Source organism: Paenactinomyces guangxiensis (assembly GCF_016055185.1).
GTDB classification, from domain to species: Bacteria; Bacillota; Bacilli; order Thermoactinomycetales; family Thermoactinomycetaceae; genus Paenactinomyces; species Paenactinomyces guangxiensis.
This window is the reverse complement of the sequence record NZ_JAECVR010000007.1, coordinates 42,288-66,269: the sequence shown is the minus strand read 5'-3', so window position 1 is coordinate 66,269 and position 23,982 is coordinate 42,288. Positions and strand designations below refer to the sequence as shown.

23 protein-coding genes are annotated in these 23,982 nt (G+C 44.0%); 18 read left to right on the top strand and 5 right to left on the bottom strand.

What is annotated here, in order from left to right:
- Positions 1 to 18 precede the first annotated feature (18 nt).
- The 5 genes from I8U27_RS08665 to I8U27_RS08645 all read left to right on the top strand — a co-directional run bounded on the left by I8U27_RS08665 (position 19) and on the right by I8U27_RS08645 (position 6,468).
- A complete protein-coding gene (locus I8U27_RS08665; RefSeq protein ID WP_181751691.1) occupies positions 19 to 744 on the top strand; it encodes a DnaD domain protein in 726 nt (241 codons plus the stop codon).
- 102 nt (positions 745 to 846) lie between these two features.
- Positions 847 to 3,051, top strand: coding sequence for a YheC/YheD family protein (locus I8U27_RS08660; RefSeq protein ID WP_181751692.1), 2,205 nt, complete (start codon positions 847 to 849; stop codon positions 3,049 to 3,051).
- A 246-nt stretch (positions 3,052 to 3,297) separates the two neighbouring features.
- Positions 3,298 to 4,587 carry an ammonium transporter gene (locus I8U27_RS08655; RefSeq protein ID WP_258567763.1) on the top strand — a complete coding sequence of 430 codons (1,290 nt, stop codon included), beginning with the start codon at positions 3,298 to 3,300 and terminating at the stop codon, positions 4,585 to 4,587.
- A gap of 25 nt (positions 4,588 to 4,612) precedes the next feature.
- Entirely contained in the window at positions 4,613 to 5,701 is a 1,089-nt protein-coding gene (locus tag I8U27_RS08650) for a DUF294 nucleotidyltransferase-like domain-containing protein (RefSeq protein WP_181751693.1), read from the top strand.
- Between the two features lie 32 nt (positions 5,702 to 5,733).
- Positions 5,734 to 6,468: an exonuclease domain-containing protein gene (locus tag I8U27_RS08645; protein WP_181751694.1), complete on the top strand. Its 735-nt coding sequence runs from the start codon at positions 5,734 to 5,736 to the stop codon at positions 6,466 to 6,468.
- A gap of 420 nt (positions 6,469 to 6,888) precedes the next feature.
- On the opposite strand, the gene I8U27_RS08640 is transcribed toward I8U27_RS08645, so the two are convergent.
- Positions 6,889 to 7,818: an MBL fold metallo-hydrolase gene (locus I8U27_RS08640; RefSeq protein ID WP_181751695.1), complete on the bottom strand. Its 930-nt coding sequence runs from the start codon at positions 7,816 to 7,818 to the stop codon at positions 6,889 to 6,891.
- A 321-nt stretch (positions 7,819 to 8,139) separates the two neighbouring features.
- On the opposite strand from I8U27_RS08640, the gene I8U27_RS08635 reads away from it, so the two are divergent.
- A complete protein-coding gene (locus I8U27_RS08635; protein WP_181751696.1) occupies positions 8,140 to 9,303 on the top strand; it encodes an iron-containing alcohol dehydrogenase in 1,164 nt (387 codons plus the stop codon).
- 300 nt (positions 9,304 to 9,603) lie between these two features.
- Here the strand turns inward: I8U27_RS08635 and I8U27_RS08630 are convergent, their stop codons facing one another.
- The gene (locus I8U27_RS08630) at positions 9,604 to 9,978 is read right to left on the bottom strand and encodes an NUDIX hydrolase (protein WP_181751697.1); all 375 of its coding nucleotides are present in this window, start codon (positions 9,976 to 9,978) and stop codon (positions 9,604 to 9,606) included.
- 98 nt (positions 9,979 to 10,076) lie between these two features.
- Here I8U27_RS08630 and I8U27_RS08625 point away from each other — a divergent pair, with 98 nt between their 5' ends.
- Positions 10,077 to 10,601, top strand: coding sequence for a YfiT family bacillithiol transferase (locus tag I8U27_RS08625; protein WP_181751698.1), 525 nt, complete (start codon positions 10,077 to 10,079; stop codon positions 10,599 to 10,601).
- A gap of 99 nt (positions 10,602 to 10,700) precedes the next feature.
- Positions 10,701 to 11,603 carry a Nif3-like dinuclear metal center hexameric protein gene (locus tag I8U27_RS08620; RefSeq protein WP_181751699.1) on the top strand — a complete coding sequence of 301 codons (903 nt, stop codon included), beginning with the start codon at positions 10,701 to 10,703 and terminating at the stop codon, positions 11,601 to 11,603.
- 188 nt (positions 11,604 to 11,791) lie between these two features.
- On the opposite strand, the gene I8U27_RS08615 is transcribed toward I8U27_RS08620, so the two are convergent.
- Complete coding sequence (locus I8U27_RS08615) at positions 11,792 to 12,574, bottom strand: alpha/beta fold hydrolase (protein WP_181751700.1); 783 nt, start codon at positions 12,572 to 12,574, stop codon at positions 11,792 to 11,794.
- Between the two features lie 94 nt (positions 12,575 to 12,668).
- Between I8U27_RS08615 and I8U27_RS08610 the strand changes: the two genes are divergently transcribed.
- The gene (locus I8U27_RS08610; RefSeq protein ID WP_181751701.1) at positions 12,669 to 13,361 is read left to right on the top strand and encodes an IS3 family transposase; all 693 of its coding nucleotides are present in this window, start codon (positions 12,669 to 12,671) and stop codon (positions 13,359 to 13,361) included.
- Positions 13,362 to 13,816: 455 nt separating this feature from the next.
- On the opposite strand, the gene I8U27_RS08605 is transcribed toward I8U27_RS08610, so the two are convergent.
- Positions 13,817 to 15,196 (bottom strand): UDP-N-acetylmuramoyl-tripeptide--D-alanyl-D-alanine ligase, encoded by a 1,380-nt coding sequence (locus I8U27_RS08605; RefSeq protein WP_181751702.1) that lies wholly within the window; start codon positions 15,194 to 15,196, stop codon positions 13,817 to 13,819.
- 207 nt (positions 15,197 to 15,403) lie between these two features.
- Between I8U27_RS08605 and I8U27_RS08600 the strand changes: the two genes are divergently transcribed.
- The 8 genes from I8U27_RS08600 to I8U27_RS08565 all read left to right on the top strand — a co-directional run bounded on the left by I8U27_RS08600 (position 15,404) and on the right by I8U27_RS08565 (position 21,444).
- The gene (locus tag I8U27_RS08600; RefSeq protein ID WP_181751703.1) at positions 15,404 to 16,261 is read left to right on the top strand and encodes a cytochrome c oxidase assembly protein; all 858 of its coding nucleotides are present in this window, start codon (positions 15,404 to 15,406) and stop codon (positions 16,259 to 16,261) included.
- 18 nt (positions 16,262 to 16,279) lie between these two features.
- Positions 16,280 to 16,615, top strand: coding sequence for a c-type cytochrome (locus tag I8U27_RS08595; RefSeq protein ID WP_181751704.1), 336 nt, complete (start codon positions 16,280 to 16,282; stop codon positions 16,613 to 16,615).
- Between the two features lie 126 nt (positions 16,616 to 16,741).
- The gene (locus I8U27_RS08590) at positions 16,742 to 17,503 is read left to right on the top strand and encodes a sugar phosphate nucleotidyltransferase (protein WP_181751705.1); all 762 of its coding nucleotides are present in this window, start codon (positions 16,742 to 16,744) and stop codon (positions 17,501 to 17,503) included.
- Positions 17,482 to 18,468: a dTDP-glucose 4,6-dehydratase gene (rfbB, locus tag I8U27_RS08585; protein WP_181751706.1), complete on the top strand. Its 987-nt coding sequence runs from the start codon at positions 17,482 to 17,484 to the stop codon at positions 18,466 to 18,468. The genes I8U27_RS08590 and rfbB overlap by 22 nt, the downstream gene beginning before the upstream one ends.
- On the top strand, positions 18,440 to 19,333 hold the full coding sequence (rfbD, locus tag I8U27_RS08580; protein ID WP_181751707.1) for a dTDP-4-dehydrorhamnose reductase: 894 nt from the start codon (positions 18,440 to 18,442) through the stop codon (positions 19,331 to 19,333). Before rfbB ends, rfbD begins: the two co-directional genes overlap by 29 nt.
- Positions 19,330 to 19,785 carry a dTDP-4-dehydrorhamnose 3,5-epimerase family protein gene (locus I8U27_RS08575; RefSeq protein WP_181751708.1) on the top strand — a complete coding sequence of 152 codons (456 nt, stop codon included), beginning with the start codon at positions 19,330 to 19,332 and terminating at the stop codon, positions 19,783 to 19,785. Before rfbD ends, I8U27_RS08575 begins: the two co-directional genes overlap by 4 nt.
- Before the next feature lie 16 nt (positions 19,786 to 19,801).
- On the top strand, positions 19,802 to 20,689 hold the full coding sequence (locus I8U27_RS08570) for a hypothetical protein (RefSeq protein ID WP_181751709.1): 888 nt from the start codon (positions 19,802 to 19,804) through the stop codon (positions 20,687 to 20,689).
- Positions 20,689 to 21,444: a glycosyltransferase family 2 protein gene (locus I8U27_RS08565; RefSeq protein WP_181751710.1), complete on the top strand. Its 756-nt coding sequence runs from the start codon at positions 20,689 to 20,691 to the stop codon at positions 21,442 to 21,444. The genes I8U27_RS08570 and I8U27_RS08565 overlap by 1 nt, the downstream gene beginning before the upstream one ends.
- Positions 21,445 to 21,450: 6 nt before the next feature.
- Here I8U27_RS08565 and I8U27_RS08560 read toward each other — a convergent pair whose 3' ends face one another.
- Positions 21,451 to 22,827 (bottom strand): UDP-N-acetylmuramoyl-tripeptide--D-alanyl-D-alanine ligase, encoded by a 1,377-nt coding sequence (locus tag I8U27_RS08560; protein WP_181751711.1) that lies wholly within the window; start codon positions 22,825 to 22,827, stop codon positions 21,451 to 21,453.
- A 102-nt stretch (positions 22,828 to 22,929) separates the two neighbouring features.
- On the opposite strand from I8U27_RS08560, the gene I8U27_RS08555 reads away from it, so the two are divergent.
- The gene (locus I8U27_RS08555; RefSeq protein ID WP_181751712.1) at positions 22,930 to 23,904 is read left to right on the top strand and encodes a CgeB family protein; all 975 of its coding nucleotides are present in this window, start codon (positions 22,930 to 22,932) and stop codon (positions 23,902 to 23,904) included.
- Positions 23,905 to 23,982 lie beyond the last annotated feature (78 nt).

Genomic DNA, 23,982 nt, shown 5'->3' with positions numbered 1-23,982 from the left:
TGAGAGAGGTGGATGGGCATGGGTCGAAAAGGATCGTTGCAAACCGCTCTGGTTCATCTCCTTCAAGAAGGCTCAATAGCCTTGCCCGTTGTGTTGTTAACCGAGTATAAACGGGTTGGTCTATCGGAACAGGAAGTCATGCTGCTTATTCATATCATGTTATTTCAAGAAAAAGAACAGAAGCCTTTTCCGACAGTGAGTGAATTGGAAGAACGGATGAGTTGTTCGAGTGATCAAATTGTAAGCTCGTTACAACAATTGGTACGGGGCGGATTTTTGCAAATTGAAGAAGAGGTTAACGAATACGGAGTACGAAGTGAACGTTTTTCCACCTCACCACTGCTCCAGCAGTTGGTCGCCTCATTTGTAAATCGGGAGGAAACCGACAAAACGGTTGATGAGGAAGCTTACAGCAGTATTTTTCGCTTATTTGAGCAAGAGTTTGGCAGAGCCTTGTCCCCGATGGAATGCGAGTTGCTGGCACAGTGGATGGATGAGGATGGGTATCCCGTGGAATTGATAGAGGCTGCTTTACGTGAAGCTGTCTTTTGCGGCAAAGTGAATATTCGCTATATTGATCGAATCCTGTTGGAATGGCAGCGAAACAAGATTCAGACTCCTGAAGAAGCCATTGATTATTCTCGAAAATTCAGACAAAAGGGGCTTTTATATCAAACTGCAGCGAAGGAGAATAAACCAACATCTACCAGATTTTCTTTCTATAACTGGGTGAATCAGGAATGACGGAAGGATCGGCCTTCCGTCTATTTTTTTGGGGTTAGACAACTGTACTCTCTCAACGGCTGTATCTGTGCATACATTGGATAGGAAAGGGAGGGGATCTCTTTGGCGAACACCGTGGGAGTTTTGATTAGCCGCCATATTTTTCCCAGTTGCCTGCGTGGGCGCTCACCCTATGAATCATTTGCATTATATAGCTTATATGCAAAACAGGAAGGTTTGCGGGTCATTTTTTTTACGATTGATCACTTGTTAATGCCCCGATTTCTCGTCCAAGGATATGAACAAAAGGATGACGGAAGTTTTGTACAAAGGACTGTTCCCATCCCCAGAGTTATTCACAATCGGATCAAACCTTCTGCTCCCTTACCTGAGTTCAAACAGCTAAAAAACATCCCTGAGATTACTTTATTTAATAGAGATAATCGTCTGGATAAGTGGAAAGTGTACCAGGCTCTCGTGTCCGATCGGGTCTTGCATCCATACTTACCTGAAACTTGTCTGCTGAATGGAAAAAGTTTTGAGGAGATGAAAGACCGTTACCCTGCTCTATATTTAAAGCCCAGGGATAAAAGTTTAGGCATGGGTGTCAGGCGGCTGGACTTCACAGATTCAGCAATTGAGGTTGCTCATGCGATGGGACAGCGGGAATCGATTGCTCCCGGTCAACAAAACGGCTGGTTACAAAAATGTATCCGTCGTGAACCGATGCTGATTCAACAATCTATCGATTTAATCAAACAGGGACAGCAACCTATAGACTTTCGGGTAGCCGTTCAACGGGGGCGAAATGGGGAATGGAAAATATCAGGAATAGTCGCCCGGGTGGGACCGGCAGGCGGAATTGCCACAAATGTTGCTGTTGGTGGACGAGCCAGACAACTAATGCCTACTTTAGAAAACGCAGGGATTACCAAGCCTGAACCGTTGATCAAAGAGATTGGACGCATTGTGCTGAGAGCCGCAGACTGTTTGCAGAAAACATACCCTGGATTGGCTGATCTCGGATTTGATATAGCGGTAGATCAGACAGACCGGGTATGGATCATTGAAGTGAATGGCAGGGATTTGAGAATTACATTCCGCCAGGCTCAGGATTGGGAAGCATGGAGAAGAACTTTTGCAACTCCGATGGAATATGCCGGTTATCTGTTGAAAAAACAGATGAATCCTCACCCTGATAAACCTACCGTTGCCATCGTAACTCCGGGGAATTTGCCCGTCAGTTCAAACGGAAGCGGTTCGGTTGAAATCTCGGCGCGTGAGATTGCCAAGCGGGTGAGCAAACATCATCAGGTATATTTGGTGGGAAAAGAAATCACCCCGATGGGAAAAGTACATGTGGTGGAAGCAAAGCCACCAAGCAGAGGGGGTTACCTAAACCAAGTAGCGGGAAAATTACGTTTATTGGATCCGGATATTATTCAGGTGGAAAACCGTCCTTTGTGGATTGAACGGTTCAAAAGAGTTGCTCCCCGCACGAAAAAAGTTCTGTTTCTCCATTCGGAAACATTTTTACAGCCGCCCTATGCAAAACCGAAACAAATAAAAAGAACCTTGCCTCAGTATGACCTGATTCTCACCAACAGTAAATTTATGCAACACCGTTTAACCCGGCAGTTTCCAAAAATGGCTCCCAAAATAAAATCGGTCTGGTTGGGAGTCGATTTAAATCACTTTGCCTCCATCCATGATAAAGCGGTCAGGGAACAACGGCTCATCAATCGGAAACATCATGGTTTACACGGGTGTCCGGTGATTCTGTTTGTAGGCAGAATCATTCCGAAAAAAGGGGTCCATCATCTTATAGATGCTTTTCTACGCGTGCACTCGGAGTATTCCAATGCCATACTCATCATTGTAGGAAGCAGTTATTACGGCAAAAACATTGAAACTCCTTATGTGAGAAATTTAAAGGAAAAAAGCAAACCGCTCGGTACTCACATTCGCTGGTGGCCGTTTACTTCCCATCACCAGTTGCCTTCCATCTATCAAATGGCAGATATCCTGGTTACTCCATCTATCTGTAAAGAAGCTTTTGGATTGGTCAATGTTGAAGGGATGGCAACGGGTTTGCCAATTCTTACGACAAAGACAGGCGGTATATCTGAAGTAGTGGTTGATGGAGTGAACGGACGCCTGTTGCCTGTTGAAGGGTTAACCGACGGAATTGTCCGGGTTTTAAGCGAGTGGCTCAGACAACCACAGCGATTAAAACAGATGGGGATCGAATCAAGAAGACGAGCAGAAGCTTTGTTCGGGTGGGAACGGGTGGCAGAAGATTTAAGCCGGATTTATCAGGCGTTGTAAAATTGAATTCAGTCTATTTCAACAAAAAGTCCCATTCCATAACCAGGATGGGATTTTTAATTGAAAATTGGGTTTCCGCTTTTTATAGATGGGAGGTATGGAGGACACCTAAAAATATAATGTTAATTTTATTGATCTATTTTGTAATGAAAGTTTACATAAATGTTGAATTGGAGATTTTTCTGTGTTATTATCCTTACATACTTGATTTTATGTTAAATTATATGACATTAAGAGGTGGGGAAATTGAAAATTACTGATGCGGTTTTGGCAATTGATTCTGTATGGGTCATGTTGAGTGCCATTTTAGTTATTTTTATGCAGGCAGGATTTGCACTGCTTGAAGCAGGTTCTACGCGAATGAAGAATGCCGGTCATATCGCCGGTAAGCAGTTACTCAGTTTCTCTATCGCCGCACTGGCTTTCTGGGCGTTTGGGTATGGGTTGACTTTTGGTGAAGGGAAATGGATTGGCACTTCGGGATGGTTTTTAAATATTTCACAGGAACCAGGCGCAATTTCGACAGACATTTTGTACTTATTTCAATTAGCTTTCGTCGCTGTATCACTGGCCATTGCCTGGGGCGGTTTTGCGGAAAGAGCAAAATTGAGCGTTTATATTGTTTTTGGTACCCTGTACACAATCTTGATTTATCCGGTGGTCGGACACTGGGTGTGGGGAGCTGACGGTTGGTTGCACCAGTTGGGAAAACAGGATTTTGCGGGTTCCACGGTTGTCCATTTGCAAGGAGGGGTTGCCGCACTGGTAGCCACATTGATGTTAAAGCCGAGAATAGGTAAATTCAATAAAGACGGGTCTCCCAACCTCATTCCCGGGCACAACCAGGTTTACTCCGTTCTTGGGGTGCTCATAATCTGGCTCGGTTGGTTTGGCTTTAACCCGGGCAGCACCCTTTCTGCACAGGATGGCTTTTTCGGTTATGTGGCCTTGACGACGAACCTGGCTGCTGCAGCCGGGGCGGTCGCGGCAATGGCAACGATCCGTCTGCTTACAGGCAAAGCAGAAATTCCAACTATTCTCAATGGTGTACTTGCGGCTCTTGTTGCGATTACCGCCGCCTGTGCGTTTGTTGAGCCCTGGGCGGCGGTAGTGATCGGTGCTGCCGCCGGTTCCTTATCAGTTTTCTCAGCGATCTATTTTGAGAAAAAAGGAATTGATGACCCGATCTATGCTTTCTCGGTTCACGGGGTTGCCGGAATCTGGGGCACCCTTTCAACAGGCTTGTTTGCTTCCACACGCTTGGTTGAGAAAGTGGGTGTTGGCAAAGCGGGGCTGTTTTATGGCGGCGGACTGACACAACTGGGTGTACAGGCATTAGGGGTGACCGTGTCGATGGTTTATGTGGCTGCCGTTTCGTTTCTCATCCTCTGGGTGATGGACAAATTAACAGGTATACGCGTTTCTGAAGAGGAAGAACTGCTCGGCTTGGATTTGAGTGAGCACGGAAGTTATGGCTATCCGGAGCAATTGCAAACGGTTCAGTCAGCCACTGTGGAAAAACAAGAAGCAAGCTAGTTAAACTTTAGGCAGGTGGTCCGCTTTGGCCCGGAAATCTATTGAAGAGATCGAAAAATATCAAGAGTGTGGGCTTTTTGTAAAGCATATTCAAGCAGCGACCACAGAACAGCAGCTTCTGGAATTGCATCTGGAAATGCCTGAGTATATCCGCCGTTACTTTATCCGGACAAAAACCCCCGGCTCCATCGCATGTTTTCGGATCAGCTACTGGCATGATTTAATGATGTCCCGGGTCATTGAACTTGCCGAGCAAGAGGTCCAGATAAAAATCGGGCGGAAGCTTCCCGCTTTTAGCTGGCTTCTGTTTGGCAGCGCAGGGAGGAGAGAACCCACGTTTAGAACGGATCAGGATCATGGTCTTGTCTATATTTATCCAAAAAAAACGGAGCCGAATCAGGTGGATGAATGGTTTAAAAGACTTGCCGACAAAGTGGTCACTGGCTTGGAGCAGGCAGGATATCCTTTATGTACAGGAAATGTGATGAGCACCAACTCCCGCTGGCGCGGACCCCTCGAAAAGTGGCAAACCCATTTTGTCGATTGGGCGGAAAATCCAATCTCCGAACATCATCGCTTTCTCATGATCGCTGCCGACCTGCGGCATATGTATGGTGATCCGTCCTTAGCAAAACGTTTGCAGAAATACTTATATCAAGTGACAAGGAAATACCCGAAAGTGTTAAAAAAGGGGGCGGAGTTTAACAGCCGTCTGCGTATGCCGCTCGGGTTTTTAAATCAATGGTATAAAGAGAGGTATGGATATCACAGCGGAACCGTCAATATTAAACAGAGCGGTTATCTGCAATTAGTTGGTTCACTGCGCATATTGAGTTGTAAATATGCAATTTTGGAATCCTCATCTGCAAAAAGAGTGGCAAAGTTATTACAGAATTTGGGGCTAACCGACCCGCATGCCACTGAGATTCATAAAAGCTTGGACCTGTTTCTAACATTGCGTTTGCGCCGGCATGTAAATTGTGCGGCTCTGGGGAAGGCACCGGATGATTTTCTGGATCCCCATCAGTTGGATAAGGGAGCGGAAAAGCAATGGAAACAAGCAATCAAATGTGTACGATGGCTGCAACATGAGACCTTGAAACGATTGAGATAAGAAATGCTATAAAGAAAGGAGGGGGAGAACATGTGAACTGGAACCACCCGATTTTGCGTTGGATGAGCAGGAAAGGGATTTTATACGGAGCCAGCTTAAGAAGTGAAAACTTTCAACAGGAAGTTTATATTCGCAATCTGATGAAGGATGTAAAAAATCGGACTCAGTTAGATACACCGCTTCAGAACATTCCTTTTCTAGTGATCGACCTGGAAACGACAGGCTTTCGTCCGTGGAAAGGGGATGAAATTATTTCCATTGGCACGGTTCCCGTTGAACAAGGCTGTGTATGTGATGAAAAACTTTTTCATACCTATGTTTGTCCGCTTCGCCCGATTCCGGTCACCATCTCCCAATTGACCGGGATCACCATGCAGGATGTCAAAAAAGCTCCTCCAATTGAACAAGTTTTAAAAACATGGCTGCCCGATGTCCACGGGACAACATTAGTGGCCTATGGGGCCAAGCACGATATAGCCTTTTTACAGGCAGCCATGTCTAAATATTTGGGAACCCGCCTGACAAACCGGGTTATTGATGTGTATCAAATTGCCTGTTGGCTCCATCCCAATTGGTCCGATCACTCCTTAGATCGTGCTTTGCTTACTTACGGCATTCCTATTGAGAAAAGACACTCAGCCGACGGAGATGCTCTTATGACGGCAAAGCTGTGGGTGAAGTGGATCCAGGTTTTAATAGAAAAAGGGATTCAAACAATGGAAGACCTTTATATCGAACTTAGTAAAAACAGAACACCTCCTCGTTAAATGAGAAGGGTGTTCAAAAGGTTAAAAAGGAAAACTGTTTTTTTGTCAGGAAAAAAATCCTGTTCTCCAGATGGTGGCAGCATTGGATATAAAGGAGGGGCATATGGCGATATTCCCATAAGGGAAGGCAGGATGGACATGGGGGACTGGATTGTTTGACTGTTGGAGAACCGGCAGAATATAAAAGCATGAAAATGTTAACATATGATCCCTCCATATTAAAAGATTGATTACCTCAGGATATGAAATCAAATCAAAATAGGAACTGATTAAAATGAAAAAATGACTTTAACAAGTTTTTAACCCATACACTTAAATCCACCCGTACTCTTACTCTTAGCGATAGATCATAGAACTATAAACTATTAAACAGACGCGATCACATAAAAAATAGATCGTGTCTGTTCTTTAAAATCTACTTCATCGTTTACATTGATAGAGAAATTGGAGATTGTCAGCGAATACACTTGAACCAAACCAATTTTGGTAGGGTTCAGGTACGGGCTGATTTAGAAGCTCTTCCTGGGATGTACGTTGCAACTTGGCTTTAGCCAACATTTGTTGAAGTTGTTTAATGTAATTCCGGTTTAGCTCAAGTTCCGTACGTGTTGCAAGATCCCCGTGGCCGGGTATATATGTCTCAATATCCATTCCTGATATCTGATCGATAATTTGAAGCCAATGATCAGGGTTTCCAGATTTCAAAGTAAGATGATATTTATTAAAAAGTAAATCACCCATAAATGCCACTTTGTCATCAGGAAGATATAAAAGTGTATCATCCTCAGAGTGGCCGCCGCCTAAATTTAATAAAACCGCTTTTCGCGCCGAACCGTGAATGGTCAATTCGTTTTTGAAAGTAAGGTGGGGAAGAGTGAGAATATATGTATCAATGAGGCTGGCGACATGTTTTGTATCTCCTGCATTTCTTAACAATTCAGCGCGTTTAGCGGGGTTTTTTTCCCGATTTGCTTCTTCTTGCAAAAGTTGAGGGTAATCCCGATTGGCTTTAGCGAAGGTCAAAAAGCCTGCCACTTTTTCGTAGATCAGTTCCCGGGTTCGGCAGGTGCTGATAATGGTTGCATCATGAAATATCTGGTTTCCCATGACATGATCGTAATGCCAGTGGCTGTTAATCACAAATGTAACCGGCTTTTCTGTTATCTCTTCCGCCATTTGTTTCAGATCTTTTGCTGCGAGAGTGGATTGAAAAGTATCAAAAACAATTGTCTGGTTCCCCAGATCCACAAACCCGGCGTTCCCCAGCGCACCTGTTCCATCTTTGACAATAGCGGCATAAATCCCTTGCTTTACTTGTTTCAACTGAAAAAAGCCAGAATAAAAACTCATTATTAAAAACCTCCTTTTATTTTTAGTATATAAGTTTATATATATCAATTTTATCATTTTTATAAATAAACAATATATAGATGCTATGTATCCAGTTGCTGAAAAAAGCAGATCTGATTTTCGATCTTAACTGTCAAAGAAGATAGATGGATTTTTTCAAACAAGTTTGTAATGCAAACATAAAATCAAATATAGTTAGTTAGGCTGTTCCCAAGAAATATGTATTTTAAAAAGTATATCAACCCTATACTCTTGATAAGAATTTATTTTATAATGGCGCTGGGATGAAATACCCAATCGAACATAAAGAGGTGGCGGAATTTGGATACATTTGTTTTCCACAATCCGACAAAGTTAATTTTCGGTAAAGGAAAGTTACCTGCACTTAAAGAAGAAGTGCCTGTATACGGAAAAAAAGTACTTCTTGTATATGGAGGAGGGAGCATAAAGAGAAACGGAATTTATCATGAGACACTACAATACTTAGAAGAGATTGATGCAGAAGTTTTGGAATTAGCCGGTGTGGAGCCTAACCCGCGTTTAACTACAGTGCAACGGGGAGTGGAGATTTGCAAGCAGGAAAAAGTTGATTTTCTCCTCGCAGTGGGGGGAGGAAGTGTGATCGATGCAACCAAAGCGATTGCGGTTGGAGCCAAATACGACGGGAATGTCTGGGATATTATCACAAAAAAGGTTCAACCTGTGGATGCTTTGCCGTTTGGAACGGTGCTTACCCTTGCCGCGACTGGTTCAGAAATGAACTCCGGCTCTGTGATTACCAATTGGGAGACGAAAGAAAAGCTGGGATGGGGAACACCGCTTGTGTATCCTAAGTTTTCCGTTCTCGATCCTGTGCACACGTTTACTGTGCCCAGGGACCAAACTGTGTACGGAATTGTTGATATGATGTCTCATGCGCTGGAGAATTATTTCAGCCACTCTCCTAATGTCCCTCTGCAGGAAAGAATGACAGAATCGCTGCTTAGCACCGTGATTGAAACAGCACCGAAGCTCCTGGAAGATCTGGAAAACTATGAACATCGGGAAACGATTATGTTCTGCGGCACGATGGCCTTAAATGGAATGATCTCTCAAGGGATGTTCGGGGATTGGGGAACCCATGGGATTGAACATGCCGTTTCTGCCGTATATGACATCCCGCACGGCGGAGGTTTGGCCATTATTTTCCCCAACTGGATTCGCTATAACCTCGATGAAACCACTCCAAAGATGAAGCAGCTTGCGGTCCGCGTATTTAATATAGATCCGGCCGGCAAAACGGACCGCCAGATCGCGGAAGAGGGGATTGACCAATTACGGCAGTTTTGGAGCAGAATTGGAGCACCCAGCCGACTTTCCGATTATGGAATTGATGATTCCAAACTGGAACTTATGGCTCAAAAAGCAGTTGACAGTGGGCGGGTGGGTCGTTTTAAGCCGCTTAACAAGGAAGATGTATTAGAAATCCTGAAAATGTCCCTATAGGTAAGGAAATAGAGAAAAGAGACCAATCTGGCCTGAGTAGAGCGGCAGTGGGTCTCTTTTTTTCTCTCAATTAACTTAATCAGTTAGGGATAAATCAGCTCAGGTCGAGGGAGGGTGTTTAGAATGCCGAAGTATTTTTCTAGACACAAAAGCCGGGATCAGCAGTTGCCAGCATTTCGCCAAAAGTTATTAGACCAGAAGAAGCTGCTAAAATAATTGGATAAAAATTTAAATTATAGTAGAAATATGTATTTTTCGTGTTTAAAATTATGGTGAAGCAGTGTCTTGTTCGCTGGGGGGTTAGATAACTTTAAAAATGGAGTTTAGATAACCTTCTGGTATTTGGCTCTGTTTAAGTTTTGACAGGGAAACCCAGCCGTATTCCACATGCTCTTCACTGATTTTTAACTGTGAGAAATCATCGCATTCACAATAATAGATAACGATAAAAACTTGTTTACCCGGCAGTACCTCGTAGACCCAGGTATCGACCAGTTGCTTGACAGTGCAGTCGATGTTGAGTTCTTCTTTGATTTCCCGGATGAGACATTTTTGAGGCGCTTCACCTTTTTCCAGACGGCCGCCTGGCAATTCCCATTCATTTCGCTCGTTTTTTAATAGGAGGACATTGTCTTCCCGGATGATAATTCCTTTAATGGATACAGGAAAATTCAACTTATTTCACCCCGATTAAAATGAATTCTGTTAAGATAGATAATAGTAAATGATGTTCCATATAAAGGATTTTAGAACTAAGCAAAGGTGGATGACCAATGCCAGATGTCCGTTACCCTATTGGCAAGTTTAAAATCAACCAACCCATTACTGATGATATGCGCCGGCAGTGGCTGAATGAGATTGAAACAGCCCCGGAACAACTTCGATTATCTGTCAAAGGATTATCAGATCAGCAACTGGATACTCCGTACCGTCCGGAAGGCTGGACCATTCGCCAGGTGGTTCATCATCTTCCCGACGGCAATTTACATGGATATATTCGTTTTAAATTGGCATTGAGCGAAGTTGACCCTCTGATTAAAACATATGATGAAGGAAGATGGGGGGAACTCATCGACTCCCGCACAGCACCAATTGAAATTTCCTTAACTTTTTTTGAGATGTTACATCAGCGTTGGGCTATTCTACTCCATTCTCTTACCCCTGATGATTTTAGAAGAACGTATCGGCATCCTGAGTCCGGAACATTTACTTTGGAACAAGGACTTGCCCTATACGCCTGGCATAGCAAGCATCATATTGCGCATATCACTTATTTCAGGGAAAGGATGGGTTGGTAATAATCATTTAAATAAATATATTATTTACTTTATATAACCTTTGAAATAAATAGAAATAGCATGAGTTATTGAGCAGACTGCATGACGGGAGTGGAGAACATGGAGTATTTATCTAAGATTGAAGCCCGGCTCAATCAATTGTTTCGTGTGAAAGAACTAGGAAAAGATCCCGCATTCAGTCGTTTTATTCCCAGTGTCTATGATTCTGCCGGTTACGATTGGAAGAGTGGGTTTAACGGGGAATTTAACAAATATTTCAATGGGCTGATGATCAAAGGTTACGATCAAGTCGATCAGGTGTTTCTCGCTGTTTTTCCTACTGATGATGTTTTAAAGAGATTTATTGACCAGTCACAAGAAGGTGATCTTTTATTTATGCACCATCCTTTGTTGATGGAATGTGGAGATCCCAGGGGGCAATGGGGAAGAGGGTTTGTTCCCATTGACGAAAAGTGGCTCCGCATGATGAAAGAAAAGAAACTATCGGTTTATACCTGCCATGCACCAATGGATCTTCATCGTAATCTGGGTACGAGTGCAGCAATTGCCAAGGAGTTAAATGCTGTTCGCATTGACGACTTTTTTGAAGGATGCGGCATAATCTGCGAGATTCAAGAAACGGATACTCTTACGCTGATTAACCGATTGCTCTCTGTTTTTGAAATTCCTTATGCTGATTTTGAGGGCAAAGAGCATCATAGTATTCGTAAGATTGCCATTGTGGCAGGATGTGGTGACAAGGTCCGTGCGATGATGGAAGCTGAAGCAAAAGGGGCCCAGGCATACATCACCGGTGAAATTCATTGCCATATCGATAATGATTACGGCAGGAGCCGTTTTAAACAAATAATGGACTATGTTCCCCATACCACGATGTCCTTAATCGGAGTATCTCATTCGGCATCCGAATATCTGGTGAAGAAAACTCTAATGAAAAATTGGTTTAAAAGTCATTTTGATGTAAGTTGTATACTTTTGCCCCAGCACAAATGGTGGCTGTAATATATTATTTATCGCAAACGAGTTATCAAGTAAATCCACACCATGGTAACTGGTTCCCAGTAATGTGGAGGTTGTTAGAGGAGAAGAGAAATGCCTTAAATTCCAGAAGAAAAGTCTTTACTAGGCTCTTTTTATAAATATTGTTGCTTTTGTTGAAACTATTGATTCCCGTTAGCGGAAGAGAACTATCAGCCAATAAATTGGCTCAATAGCTGGTTAACTTTGTCACGTTCTTCCCAGAAAGGGCCATGACCACTGTATTTAAACCGGACAAGTTGTGAATTTCTTATTTTTTTATTTAGTTCCTTAGCTTGTGCAAATGGAATCACTTTGTCGTGAATGCCGTGAATGATTAAAGTAGGGACAAATATTTTTTGCAGATCGGCATCGAGATTCTCATCTCTTAGTAAAATTATGATTGCCGCGGTTGACCAACCTGCTGCTTGTAATCCCAATTGAAAAAACCAGTCTGAGAATGGGCCGGTTATATACTGAAAGAAAAAGGTGTCTATTACTCCCTGTATCATCTTAGGTCGGTCATTTAATGTTTCTGTCAGAAGTTTATTAGCAGTTTCTTTTGTAAAGCCTCTGGGAGCTGCAGCGTCTATAAGGACAAGTTTGGATACTCCGTAACCATTGTATCGGGCCATATAATGAACCGCAATAGCTCCACCTGTGGAGTGACCAACGAGTGTGAAGTTGTCTAACTGAAGTTCACTAACTACAGTGCGGATATCATCTGCCAACCGATCATAATTGTAGCCGTTTATTGGTTTATCAGACTTACCGAACCCTCTCCAGTCAATTCCTATACAGCGGTATCCCATTGTGGGAAGAACATTAAACTGATACTCAAACTGTTTATGGCTGAACGGCCAACCATGTAGAAACACTATGGTCTTGCTTCCCCTGGGGTTTATATCTTCCACATATATATTTACGCCTGGTTCTACACAAACAAAGTAACCCACGTTGATTCCTCCGTTTAATTTATGTGGCATCAACAATAAGATATTCACCTAGGGAAACATAGGTGAATATCTATTCTTTGTTTGTCTACAGTCTGTGGCGATTCATCAGAATCGCCCTTATTTTGGCTATCAGCGAATTCAAATGTCATTAAGAAAAGAAGGATTTTTAGTCAATCACAAACGGGTGTATCGACTCATGAAAGAGCTAAATATTTCATCCATCATTCGAAAGAAGCGTCGCTATTTTGGGAAAACACCTTCGGTGGTTTACCCAAACCAACTCAATCGTCAGTTTCATGCAGAGAAGCCGAACCGTATTTATGTGACAGATATCACCTATATTCGGTTGAATGATCGCTTCTATTACCGATCTGCCGTCCAAGACCTCTATAACAATGAAATTGTCGCTTGGAAACTATCGAATCGAAATGATCTCCAACTCGTCATGGATACCGTTGGGGAGCTTGGCGAACAAAGAGACGTACACGGAGCGATCCTTCACTCAGATCAAGGCTATCAATACACATCGAAACAGTACAACAAGAGGCTCCTACAACTTGGCATAAAAGGTAGCCACTCTCGCAGAGGAAACTGTCTGGATAATGCCTGTGTTGAATCCTTCTTTTCCCATCTTAAAACAGAAACATCATACTTTTCTCAGTGTCAAACAGAAGAAGAGCTCCATCAATCTATTACAGAATACATATGGTTCTATAATCACGAACGATTCCAGAAAAAGTTAAACCAGTGTGCTCCAGTTGAATTCCGAAACACACTGGTTGCTTAGGTTTTTTTATGGCTGTCTACTTGACGGGGGTAAGTCCAGGCCTCAAGTCATTTTTTAAAGTTAAACGTTTTATAAAAACCATGTTCAGTATTTGATTTACCCATAGTGGATTTTCACTAATATTAAGCTTATTACAAAGCTTTTTGATTCTTTTAAAATCATAAGTCAAGAACTTCCAAGACATGATGATCATAAAAACCCTGCTGTATACCGGAGTTCACGTCAGCGAACTGATTAACATTAATCTGACCGATATTGATTTTCAACGCTGACAGATCCGGATCAACCAAGGTAAAGGCAAGCAAGACCAAATCGTGCCGTTTCCAACCATCTTTAAAGAACTGCTGGCCATGCATGTCGACGGTGCGGAGATAAAAGGAGCGTTTACCTGTTTGAATCTTTCTGGAAGAAAAAATACATCGACTGTCGCATCCAGAAAATTCTTATTAAAAACATTATTTCAATCTTTGTACCACTTTTTCCAGTCGTAATTTACGTGAGGCTTTAAAATAAACGATCGAGTTTTTTGGGGTGCGTGCAATGTGATTGACAACCTGGTCACGGGTTGCATATGAGAATACATTTCTATTATCCATTCCGTTTTTAACGGCGGATGCGGCAATTATTTTTCCGTTTTTGCCGATGGTAACCAGTCGGTCAATTCCTAGTTGGGCTACATATTTACCGATATATTCATGGGCCGATTTTGTCAGGTGGCCCAGTTCTAACATGTCACCGAGGACAGCTACAGCGGGTCTGTGGGGGGCAATGTTTTTCAAAACCTGTAGACCCGCGGCCATGGCACTGGGATTGGCATTCCAGGCATCATTGATCAACAGGCGCCCCGAGCGGCTATGGATAAATTGCATCCTCATCTTAGGGGCACGGAAGGTAGCCAATCCTTTTTGCATTTCTTGGAGCGTTGCCCCAAACTCATGGGTAACTCCGATGGCTGCCAATGCATTATAAACATTATGAATGCCGTAGACAGGGATGAAAAAAGGATAAGCGGCCCCGTTCAAAACAACGTTAAATGACATTCCGTTGCGAGTATAGCGGATGTTATTTGCCCTGATATCCGCTTTGTTATCAATGCCAAATGTTTTTAATTTCCCTTTAAAGCCATTTACATTTAATTTGCGTGACCTTTTGTCATCGGCGTTTAAGAACAGAGTCCCGCCTTGGCGAACTCCGTCAATCATTTCTTGTTTGGCTTGTACGATCATATCCAGATTCCCCAAGCTGCCTACATGTGCCTCACCGACATTGGTGACCACACCGATCTCGGGATGAACAACCTGACACTGTTTGCGGATATTATTTAAGGACTTCATTCCCATTTCCAGCAGCAGAAGATTGTGTTTAGATTGCAGGCGAACCAGGTAAGAGGGCAAGAATGAAAATGTATTCAAGTTACCCTGTGTTTTGACCATGGACCAGCGGTACTTTAGAATAGATGCCACCATTTCTGTCGTAGTGGATTTCCCGGCGCTTCCCGTGATACCGATGACACGGGTCGGGTATTGTTTCCAATTCCAAAGCCCGGCTTTCCAAAAAGCTTGATAAGCATCTTTGACACGAATGACCGCAGTGCCGGCAGGAATGTAGCGAGTGGAAACAACGTCAGGAAGAACGACAGCGGCCGGCCGGACTCGCTGAATCGCGGGCAATTGCTTGTTATCCCAGCTGAGTTTGCGGGTATAAAAGTAGACTTGATGCCGCTCCAGGTTCCTGGGGTTGCCAAAGTTGAGGGACTGTACCACCTTGGAAGGTGAGTTGCTGATCAGTTTTCCGCCAATGATTTGAGTCAGTTTATTCAAAGTGATTGCTTTCATGCCGTTTCCTCCCTATAGACTGCTCCATCAAATCCTCACCTCAATGGGTCCATGTGTTTTTATCCTATTCAACTGAGAGGAAAATGGCGTGGGTATCAACCCAAAAGGTTCACATCAACTTCATTTTGTTATTAGGAGCGGCGGACCATCCTGTGGTATCATTGCCTATAGATATTTGCTTGAAATTGGGATAGTAGGAGGGGTCCCATGTCTGTTCAAGAATTTTTCCAGTTGTTTTTGTTTGCTGCAAACTGGGATTTTAAATTAAATCTGTTGTTTTTGTTGGGAGCCGTTCTGTATCTGTTATTTACAGGACCGTGGAAACGCCTGTTTCCCGGCTCTGAGCCCGTACCAGGCTTAACCAAAGTGTATTTTTTATTGGGATGGATTATTTATTATTTTGCTATGGGCAGTCCGCTCAACTTGTTGGCACATGAATTGTTTAGCATGCACATGTTACAGATGTCCCTGCTATACTTTGCCATGCCGCCGCTCTTGATACTGGGGCTTCCGGCTTACATGCTTCGTCCCCTGTTAAAAGTTCACTGGCTGCGGGTGATCGGAAAGTTTTTTACCCGCCCGCTGATCACTCTGTTTTTCTTTAATGGCTTGATTTCTTTCTATCATGTCCCAGTTATCTTTGATTCCATTATGGGCAGTTATTTACTTCACATTGTTTCCCACGCGCTCCTGCTGTTTGCTGCCGCCTGTATGTGGTGGCCCGTTGTGGGACCTGTACCGGAGTTAGACCGGGTCAAACCGTTGCACAAGTTGGCACTGATTTTTGGCAATGGTGTATTGTTGACTCCTGCCTGTGCGATCATTACATTTACGGACATTGTATTGTTTGATACTTACGCCAAAATGTCTACGCTGGTTCCCGTCATGTCCCCCATCCATGACCAGCAGTTGGGTGGAGTGATCATGAAGATCATGCAGGAGATCGTCTATATTACTGCCATCGGCTGTGTATTCCTGCAGTGGATCCGCATTCAGCGGGCCAGAGATGAGGCGGAGATGCTGGAATGGGAGAAGAGCCAAAACCCGACCTTGCAAAATAACTGATCAAGTTGGTGTATGGATATGAAGTGGATACGATATTCCCTTGCCTGTTCGCTGATGCTCATCTCTTTATCCGCTCTTGCCGGGTGTGGAACCGCGAATCAAAATCAATACCCAACCGGCCAAGCATCAGCGGTGACAGAGCCGGAGGAAATCTATACCCGGCATTGTGCCAATTGTCATGGCGGTAATCTGCAGGGAAGTTACGGACCCTCTTTAAAAAACATCAGCAGAAAGTATACACAAGAAGAGATTTTGCAGATTATCCAAAAAGGCAAAGGGAAGATGCCATCCCAGGACTATGTCTCCAAAGAGGAACAGCAGAAATTAGCAGATTGGCTGTCCGGTCAAAGATAGGTTTGTACCAAGCCGTCCCGAAACAGGGCGGCTTTTTCTTATGAAATGGGTGACGCTTGCCCGGCAAAGAGAATATTCTGCTACGAGTGGAGAAATAAAGGGGAGCTTTGATTGGAGAGAAGAATGATGAAAGGAATTATATTAGCCGGGGGAACGGGATCACGCCTTTTTCCTTTAACTAAGATCACCAATAAGCATCTGTTGCCCGTAGGTAAATATCCAATGATTTACCATCCGATCTATAAGCTGGTGGAATGCGGAATTGAAGAAATTCTTATCGTAACAGGGGTTGAGCATATGGGGGATGTAGTGCGTCTCCTGGGAAGCGGACAAGAGTTTTCCGCTCATTTTACTTATAAAGTTCAAGATCGCCCAGGTGGAATTGCTCAAGCTTTGCAACTGGCCGAAGATTTTGCCGGTAAGGATTTGATGGTTGTTCTGCTTGGAGATAACGTGTTTGAAGATTCTCTTCAGCCATATGTGGGAGAGTTCGCAAAGCAAGGAAATGGGGCTAAGTTGTTGCTGAAAGAAGTGAGCAAACCTGAACGGTTTGGCGTTGCTGAAGTGTTAGGTAACCGGATTTTGTCAATAGAGGAAAAACCTAAAAAGCCAAAAAGTTCTTTATGTGTGACTGGTATTTACATGTTCGACCCGCAAGTTTTCTCTTTTATTCGGACACTTCAACCATCGGACAGAGGAGAGTATGAAATTACCGATGTGAATAATATATATATTCAAAAACAGCAGCTCACATTTAACATTCTGAAAGGCTGGTGGACAGATGCGGGGACCCCTGAATCTTTACTTCGCGCCAACCAATACGCATCACAAACCATCTTGATGAATAAGGATAGAGGGGAATCGAAATGTCACAAACCGTTCTTATAACGGGTGGAGCGGGGTTTATCGGAAGTCATTATATCCGCTTCCTGTTAAATACTTACCACGATGTCAAGGTGATGAATGCAGATGCACTCACATACTCGGGAAACCTATATCATTTAAGAGACATAGAAAAAGATCACAGATACCAATTTTTACATGTTGATCTGGCGGAAAAAGAACAAGTGAAGAAAATATTCAGCCGGCGGATTGATCAAGTGGTGCATTTTGCTGCCGAGTCACATGTGGACAGGAGTATTCAAAATGCTGAACCGTTTATTCGTACCAATATCGCAGGGACCCACCTGCTTATAGAAGCAGCGAAGCGTACAGGGATTGGCAAGTTTGTCCATATTTCCACCGATGAAGTGTATGGCAGTATAGTAACAGGCCAAGCAGATGAACAGACGGCGTTGGCACCGGGTAATCCTTATTCGGCAAGTAAAGCCGCTTCAGATCTGTTATGCCTGTCTTTTTACAACACATATCAATTTCCTGTTGTGATTATACGGTGTACGAATAATTATGGGCCTTGTCAATATCCGGAAAAATTGATTCCTCATCTTATCAGACGCTTAATGGACGGTCAGCCGGTTCCAATCTATGGTGACGGAAAACAGGAGCGTGATTGGCTTCATGTCCGGGATCATTGTCATGCTATTGATCTGGTACGGATTCATGGAAGACCGGGTGAGATTTACAATATTAGTGCCGGTCAACCGATGGCAAATATTCATGTGGCAAAACAGATATTAGATCTGATGGGGAAACCTACTTCTCTGATTGAATATATTTCCGACCGGCCGGGCCATGACGTTCGTTATGCTTTGGACAGCAGCAAAATCCGGGCTGAGTTGGGCTGGGCTCCCGCTATTCCGTTTGAACAAGGGTTAGAACAGACAGTTGAATGGTATCTGCAACATCCGGACTGGTGGGCTTCGATTGAACAAAGCCGGGCTGAAAGAGGGTGAAAAGTTGAACATAGTGGTTACGGGTGCAGGAGGACAACTGGGGCACGATGTAATCCAATGTTTTCAAAGGGAGAAGGGGGTAAGTATCACAGGATTTACCCGGTTGGAATGGGATGTGACAGATTCCATACACACGACCCGGATGCTGGATCAGTTTCGCCCGGATGTAGTGATTCATTGCGCTTCTTTTACCCGGGTGGATGAGAGTGAAAGTAATCCTGGTTTAGCCTATCAGGTAAATGTTGATGCGAGCCGGCAGCTGGCGCAAGAGTGTGGAAGGAGAAATATCCGCCTGGTCTATATCAGCACGGATTATGTATTTGACGGGAAAAATCAAGAAGGCTATACGGAATATGATTTCCCCAATCCGATTAATCAATATGGGCGAACGAAACGATTGGGGGAAACGTGGGTGCAGAAGTACTGCCCCCATCATCTGATTTTACGGACTTCCTGGTTATATGGGGCACACGGTCACAATTTTGTTCAGACCATTCTTAGAAAAGCGAAGCAAAAAGAGACGTTGTCCGTGGTGACCGACCAGGTAGGAAGCCCGACTTATACCGGACACCTGGCCAAACAGATGAAAGTATTGCTGCAAACGGACGCTAAAGGAATTTTTCATACTGCCAATACCGGGAGTTGTTCCTGGTATCAATTTGCGAAAACAATATTGGACTTTGCCAGAATCAATGTCCCTATACAAGCGATCCTGTCTTCACAATTGAACAGAAAAGCCCGGCGGCCCGCCAGTTCCATTTTGCTTTCGGCACGAATGATGGCAGAGGGTTATCAGCTGATGCCCCATTGGAAAGAAGGTTTACGGGAATTTTTTGCACAGGGTCGGGAGGGAAAGAAGGCATGATAAAAGGAGTCATTTATAAAAAGTTGATTAAACATTGTGACGACCGGGGAACGTTTATGGAGATTATTCGTGAGGATGAGGGAATCTTAGAACAGTTTGGTCAGGTCTCGGCGTCAATGTCTTATCCGGGGGTAATCAAAGCCTTTCATTATCATAAGTTACAGGATGATGTGTGGTTTTTTCCGGTCGGAAACGCACAAGTGGTATTGCACGATTTGCGCCAGGATTCGCCGACTTATCGCCATACGAATGTTTATTATATGGGTGAAGAAAATCCTTCCATTCTCTTGATTCCCCGGGGAGTTGCCCACGGTTATCGTGTGTTGGGGTCAAAATCGGTTATCATTGTTTATTTGACAACAAAGGCGTACCAGGCGGATCAGCCAGATGAATATCGTATTCCTTATGATGATCCCGAGATCGGTTTTGATTGGAGTACAAAGTTTCGCTGAGGTTGGTGGAATAAGATTGAACCAATCGTTATACATGTTATATCCTTCCCGTCTGCCGGAAAGGATGATGGCTGTTTTTCCGCCTGTTATCCCGGAACCCGGGAGAGTGGTTAAAAGGATTTCGGCAAGTGATGCAGAGATCAAAGAACTGGAGATTGATCATTTCACAACATGTCATCTTTTTAATCCGCCGTTATCCTTAATCAAACAGCTTCCAAAACACCCGGCGGTCACTTTGTCGTTCGATTCCATTCCCACTCAGGAGATGTTTCCCTGGATCAAACCGTACCCTGTTCATGTCCCATCGTTGGCACTTCGCTCTATCTTCCGTCAACATGGTATCTCAGCGGAGGTGGTTCATCCGTGTCCGGTAAAGCTCAATTCCTTATCCGATTCGCGGAGGCAGTCCCGCAAACGATTTCATCTGTACAGGAAGCAACTGCTGTGGATCGATGATCGCCTTATCAATGCAAGACACCGGCCTTTCATTTTGCACACCCTGCAAAATATCGTCAAACAGTATCCGGAGTTAAAGGTGGGGTGGGTCACAAAACGGTTAACCGGATCTATCAACGGATTTACACTCATCCATCCTGAGAGGGCGGAGCGAGAACGGCTGTGGGCCGCTGCTGATTACCTTCTTACAGCCGGACCTGTTCAGCAATCGCTGACACCCCTTCACCTCCAGTTTTTGAGCATGGGCATTCCGGTGATTACGGCTGAAGGTGGAGATCATGATGAATGGGTGAACCATCTCTTTTCGGGAGTTGTGCTGAATCGCAAGTATCTGCAAAAGGAGCTGCGAAAGTATCTGAATCTGTTGCTCCGTCAGCCCCGGCTTGTAAGCCAATTGAGAAATAACGGACGTATTCTGGTTAACTCTCTTCTGGAGCTGAAGCAATGATGGGGGATCAACTTCAACTGCAAGCAAGTATTATTATACCCGTAAGAAATGAGTGGCCGCTGACCAGGCAGTGTATTCTCTCGGTCCGGCATCATACGCCGCTATCCCATGAAATCATTCTTATAGATAACGGTTCAGATGAGCCGGCTCCCGGTTTCTTTCATCAACAGGCGAACATGTATGTGATTCGCAACAAATGGAACCGGGGCTTTGCAGCAGCGATCAATCAAGGGTTGCAGAAAGCCAAAGGAAATTATCTTGTCTGGCTCAACAATGATACATTACCTTCCCACCGCTGGCTCAAGCAACTGATTCATGTATTGGAGAAAGAATCCTCGGTCGGCCTGGTGGGGCCGGTGTCGAACAAAGTGATACCTGAGCAAAAGCTATCAGTGAAACTTACATCCACTAAACAGATCCACCGGTTTACAGATCGTTATAATCGCACCAATCCGGCTCGATGGCGGACAACATCCCGCTTATCCGGCTTTTGTCTTGTCTGTTCCAGACAGGTATTCGAAAAGATCGGGTATCTGGATGAACGATTTGGACTTGGCACTTATGAGGATGACGATTATTGTTACCGGGCTCACCTGGCCGGTTATCGCTGCATGGTTGCCGGAGACACATATGTCCATCACTTTGGCAGCCAGAGTTTCCGCAAAAATGGCTATCAGGAATTTCAAAAAATCTTAAAGCAAAACCGGCGATACTATAGGCACAAATGGAATCGGCTGCCTGATGGAGATTCATAAGAGGTTTTATCTTTTATCTTTTAGTTGTTTTACCAGCCACTCTAATCTTGTCTTCCTTGATGCTTTAAAGTAGAGGATAGAACCGGCAGGAATGGCGGACCGGATAAATGTGAGCGCAGCGGATTGGTTTGGAAATGGTCGAATCCGGGTTTTAGGCATTCCATGGAGGTCGGCAGTGCGGGCAATGATTGCCGCTTGCGGACCAATGGTGATAAGGTACGTAGGTTTTATTTTGCTGACAACTTTTCCTACCCGGGCATGACCGCCGGTGCTATGGCTTCCTAATTCAGACATGTCACCCAGAACTGCTACGCTCTTACGTTTTTTTGATAATCTTTTTAAAACCCTTAATCCGGCAATCATGGAAGAGGGGTTAGCATTATAAGCATCATTGATCAAAAGGTATTTCTTGATCCCGTATAGTTTTTGTAATCGCATGGATGGTGCATGGTAGCCAGCAAGTCCCTGCTGAATGAGACGAGTGGGTACTTTTAACAGACGAGCGGCAGCGATGGCAGCGAGGGCATTGTAAATCTGATGTTTACCCCATGTTTTAATATGATAAGGGACCCCGTTGACAGTAAAGTGCATTCCGTTACGGGTAAAGCGAATGTTTGCCGCCTGATATGTCGCCTTGTTTTTGATCCCAACAGTGTTTACTTTACCGTGAAATTTTCTTAGCGACAGTTGGCGACTGCCTTTGTCATCAGCGTTCAGGATTAAAAATCCATGAGAATCAATGCCGTCCACAATCTCCTGTTTGGCTTTTACTACATTTTTAAGGGTGTTCCCCAGCTTTCCCACATGTGCTTCGCCGACGTTGGTAACGATCCCGATCTTAGGTCTGGCATAAAAACACTGTTTTCGTATATTGCCCAGGCTTGACATCCCCATTTCCAGTACGGCAACTTGATGCCTGCCATTTAAATGGAACAGATGGTTTGGAATATATGTTGCAATGTTATGGTTGGAAGGAGATTTATAGGTGATGTATTTCTGTTTTAAGATAGAGGCTAACATTTCTTTTGTGGTTGTTTTTCCCTGGCTTCCAGTTACTCCAATCACTAGTGCTTTTGATTGGCTTCGCTGCCAGGCAGCCAGTTTCCAAAGAGCGGTATCGATGTCAGGAACAAGAATAAGAGGATGATGGGGAGGAACCAGTTTTGCCAAAGCAGGGGTGGCAATGATACCGGCACTTTTTCTCGCTCGAAGTTCTTCCGGGCTAAATTTGTTTGTATATTTGGTCTTTAGAAAAAAAACCTTGCCAGGCCCCAAGTAACGAATACTTTGATAAATAGGGTGACTGATGGGTGTATTGGCGTTTCCGCGAACAAGTTGTCCGCCTATAATACGTGACAACTGGCCGAGGTTAATGGGAAACAACTTAATCACCTCTGAATAACAAAGATACTTGATCGTATTGTGTTATTTTATGTTTGTCTGTATCAGATGTGTTAGATATATGGCAGGGAGAGAAGAAACTCTATGAAAGTGATATATGTAACATCAGGTATACGGAAACCCTTTGCCTTTATCGATCACTCCGTTATTCAGGCGATGAAGAAGCTGGGGCTGGAAGTGCGTGTCATGCATCCAGGCCGCCATTTTCAACAACGGTGGGAGCGTTTGCGAAAAAAGCAGAATCCCGATTTTCTGCTGACTATGTTGGGAGAGCGGCTCACTGCGGAAAATTTACAGTTGATAGAAAGCTTCTCTTTTCCTAAAGCAATCTGGTACACAGATGATCCTTATGCCATTGATCGTTCCTTGCAAACCTGCCATCTGTTTGACTGGGTTTTTACCAATGAAAGTGAAGCACTGCCAGTCTACCAAAAAAGCTGTAAAGGCCGGATTGTCCACCTCCCTCTTGCAGCCCACCCACTGGTTTATAAGCCTTTGAAAAAGGTCCCATCTCTGTTTCGTTCACAAATTGCCATGGTCGGATCTGCCTTTCAAAATCGTTTTGCCGTGGTAGAAAAAATATCCCCTTGTCTAAAAAAATACCGGACACGGTTAATTGGTCCCGGCTGGGACCGTCTGTCTGCAAGTTCTTCTTTTTTGCTGAGAGGGGGGTGGATAAAGCCGGAAGAGGTTTGCCAGTATTACAACGGTGCCAAAATTGTGTTAAACATCCATCGCGCGTTTGATGATCCCTATCTCAAACAAAACCGGCACCGGATCGGTGCACAAACACCAAACAACCGATTGTTTGAAATTGCTGCATGTGCTTCATTTCAAATTATTGATGCCCGGGAAGATTTGCGGAAATTTTATGACCCGGACCGGGAAATTGCCGTCTGCCGATCCTTAGAAGATTTGAAAGAAAAGATCGCCTTCTATCTTCCACGGGAACAATTGCGAAAAAAAATGGCATTTCTGGCTTACCAGAGAACGATTCGCGAACATCTTTATGAGCATCGCATTCAGGTGATCGTCCGGCATATCCTAAAAAATCGGTAGCACCCAAACCTTCATCTGTTAGGCAAAGGGCGTTTCAAACGATTCCTTTCAATCATATAGTAGTCCGTACCGGAGGTG

Coding starts and splice junctions, on each gene's coding strand:
- I8U27_RS08665 (WP_181751691.1), top strand. CDS start 19: ATGGGTCGAAAAGGATCGTTGCAAACCGCTCTGGTTCATCTCCTTCAA.
- I8U27_RS08640 (WP_181751695.1), bottom strand. CDS start 7,818: ATGAGTTTTTATTCTGGCTTTTTTCAGTTGAAACAAGTAAAGCAAGGG.
- I8U27_RS08625 (WP_181751698.1), top strand. CDS start 10,077: ATGCCAGATGTCCGTTACCCTATTGGCAAGTTTAAAATCAACCAACCC.
- I8U27_RS08620 (WP_181751699.1), top strand. CDS start 10,701: ATGGAGTATTTATCTAAGATTGAAGCCCGGCTCAATCAATTGTTTCGT.
- I8U27_RS08605 (WP_181751702.1), bottom strand. CDS start 15,196: ATGAAAGCAATCACTTTGAATAAACTGACTCAAATCATTGGCGGAAAA.
- I8U27_RS08600 (WP_181751703.1), top strand. CDS start 15,404: ATGTCTGTTCAAGAATTTTTCCAGTTGTTTTTGTTTGCTGCAAACTGG.
- I8U27_RS08595 (WP_181751704.1), top strand. CDS start 16,280: ATGAAGTGGATACGATATTCCCTTGCCTGTTCGCTGATGCTCATCTCT.
- I8U27_RS08590 (WP_181751705.1), top strand. CDS start 16,742: ATGAAAGGAATTATATTAGCCGGGGGAACGGGATCACGCCTTTTTCCT.
- rfbB (WP_181751706.1), top strand. CDS start 17,482: ATGTCACAAACCGTTCTTATAACGGGTGGAGCGGGGTTTATCGGAAGT.
- I8U27_RS08575 (WP_181751708.1), top strand. CDS start 19,330: ATGATAAAAGGAGTCATTTATAAAAAGTTGATTAAACATTGTGACGAC.
- I8U27_RS08565 (WP_181751710.1), top strand. CDS start 20,689: ATGGGGGATCAACTTCAACTGCAAGCAAGTATTATTATACCCGTAAGA.
- I8U27_RS08555 (WP_181751712.1), top strand. CDS start 22,930: ATGAAAGTGATATATGTAACATCAGGTATACGGAAACCCTTTGCCTTT.